Annotated in this window: 2 rRNA genes (both cut by a window edge); both read right to left on the bottom strand. The window is 53.5% G+C overall.

The window, feature by feature from the left end:
- Positions 1-17: ribosomal RNA gene (gene rrf / locus AC07UC_RS09565) — 5S ribosomal RNA — on the bottom strand (it extends 98 nt beyond the left edge of the window).
- 148 nt (positions 18-165) lie between these two features.
- Positions 166-2,500 (bottom strand): 23S ribosomal RNA (locus AC07UC_RS09560); it runs 520 nt beyond the window's last position.

Here is a 2,500-nt window from a genome sequence, read left to right as displayed (position 1 = left end):
CCGCCATAACCACCAGGTCGGCAAAACGCACGTTATTCGAGAAGCTTTTGAGCAAAGAGCACGAAGAGGCGTCGGCAGCGGAGCTGTCGGGTGCCTCTCGGGGCTGTTCGCTGGTCTTTATGTGCCTGTCATCCTCCATTGGAGCGATGAGCATAAGGAATGAGAACGATCAAGCCGATCGAACTATTAGTACCGGTAAGCTTCAAGCGTTGCCGCTCTTCCACACCCGGCCTATCAACGTGGTCGTCTTCCACGGTTCTCAGGGAATACTCGTTTTAAGGTGGGTTTCCCGCTTAGATGCCTTCAGCGGTTATCCCGTCCGGATATAGCTACCCTGCTATGCGGCTGGCGCCACAACAGGTCCACCAGAGATCCGTCCATCCCGGTCCTCTCGTACTAGGGACAGATCCTTTCAATATTCCTACACCCACGGCAGATAGGGACCGAACTGTCTCACGACGTTCTGAACCCAACTCACGTACCGCTTTAAATGGCGAACAGCCATACCCTTGGGACCTGCTCCAGCCCCAGGATGCGATGAGTCGACATCGAGGTGCCAAACAACCCCGTCGATATGGACTCTTGGGGGTCATCAGCCTGTTATCCCCGGCGTACCTTTTATCCGTTGAGCGATGGCCCTTCCACGCGGGACCACCGGATCACTATGACCGACTTTCGTCTCTGCTCGACTTGTCAGTCTCGCAGTCAGGCAGGCTTATGCCATTGCACTCAGCGAACGATTTCCGACCGTTCTGAGCCCACCATCGCGCGCCTCCGTTACTCTTTAGGAGGCGACCGCCCCAGTCAAACTACCCACCATACATTGTCCCGGACCCGGATAACGGGCCGCGGTTAGACATCCATAGTAATAAGGGTGGTATTTCAAGGGTGGCTCCACCTGAGCTGGCGCCCAGGTTTCAAAGCCTACCACCTATCCTACACATGCCACTACGAATGCCAATGTAAAGCTATAGTAAAGGTGCACGGGGTCTTTCCGTCTAACCGCAGGAACCCCGCATCTTCACGGGGAATTCAATTTCACTGAGTCTATGCTGGAGACAGCGGGGAAGTCGTTACGCCATTCGTGCAGGTCGGAACTTACCCGACAAGGAATTTCGCTACCTTAGGACCGTTATAGTTACGGCCGCCGTTTACTGGGGCTTCGATTCAGAGCTTGCACCCCTCCTCTTAACCTTCCAGCACCGGGCAGGCGTCAGACCCTATACGTCGTCTTGCGACTTCGCAGAGCCCTGTGTTTTTGATAAACAGTCGCTACCCCCTGGTCTGTGCCACCCTCCTCTACTTGCGTAGAAAAGGGTCACGCTTCTTCCGAAGTTACGCGTGCAATTTGCCGAGTTCCTTCAGCATAGTTCTCTCAAGCGCCTTGGTATACTCTACCAGACCACCAGTGTCGGTTTCGGGTACGGTTTATAAGGAGGAGCTATTTCCTGGAACCACGCAGCAGCCCGTTCAATCCGATAAGATTGGACTACCTCAATGATCCGTCACTACCTCCAAGCCCACGAATATTAACGTGGTTCCCATCGACTACGCGTTTCCGCCTCGTCTTAGGGGCCGGCTAACCCTGCTCAGATTAGCTTTAAGCAGGAACCCTTGGTCTTTCGGCGGGGGAGTCTCTCACTCCCCTTACGTTACTCATGTCAGCATTCGCACTTCTGATACCTCCACCACCCCTCACGGGTATGGCTTCATCAGCTTACAGAACGCTCCGCTACCGCTCGTATTGCTACGAACCCTAAGCTTCGGTGTATGGCTTTAGCCCCGTTACATTTTCGGCGCAAAGACCCTTATTTAGACCAGTGAGCTGTTACGCTTTCTTTAAATGATGGCTGCTTCTAAGCCAACATCCTGGTTGTTTTGGGATCCTCACATCCTTTCCCACTTAGCCATAACTTGGGGACCTTAGCTGTAGGTCAGGGTTGTTTCCCTTTTCACGACGGACGTTAGCACCCGCCGTGTGTCTGCCGACTAGTACTCCCAGGTATTCGGAGTTTGGTTAGGTTTGGTAATCCGGTGAGGACCCCTAGCCCATCCAGTGCTCTACCCCCTGGGGTATTCGGTCGACGCTCTACCTAAATAGATTTCGCGGAGAACCAGCTATTTCCGAGTTTGATTGGCCTTTCACCCCTAGCCACAAGTCATCCCGAACTATTGCAACAGTTATGGGTTCGGTCCTCCAGTAAGTGTTACCTTACCTTCAACCTGCTCATGGCTAGATCACTCGGTTTCGGGTCTAATGCGACGAACTGAACGCCCTGTTCAGACTCGCTTTCGCTGCGCCTACACCTAGCGGTTTAAGCTTGCTCGTCACACTAAGTCGCTGACCCATTATACAAAAGGTACGTGGTCACCCTTGCGGGCTCCCACTGTTTGTAGGCAATCGGTTTCAGGTACTCTTTCACTCCCCTTGTCGGGGTGCTTTTCACCTTTCCCTCACGGTACTAGTTCGCTATCGGTCATGCACGAGTACTTAGGCTTG

The organism is Mesorhizobium sp. GW821-FHT04C10 (assembly GCF_059420305.1).
This window is presented reverse-complemented; position numbering and strand designations above follow the sequence as displayed.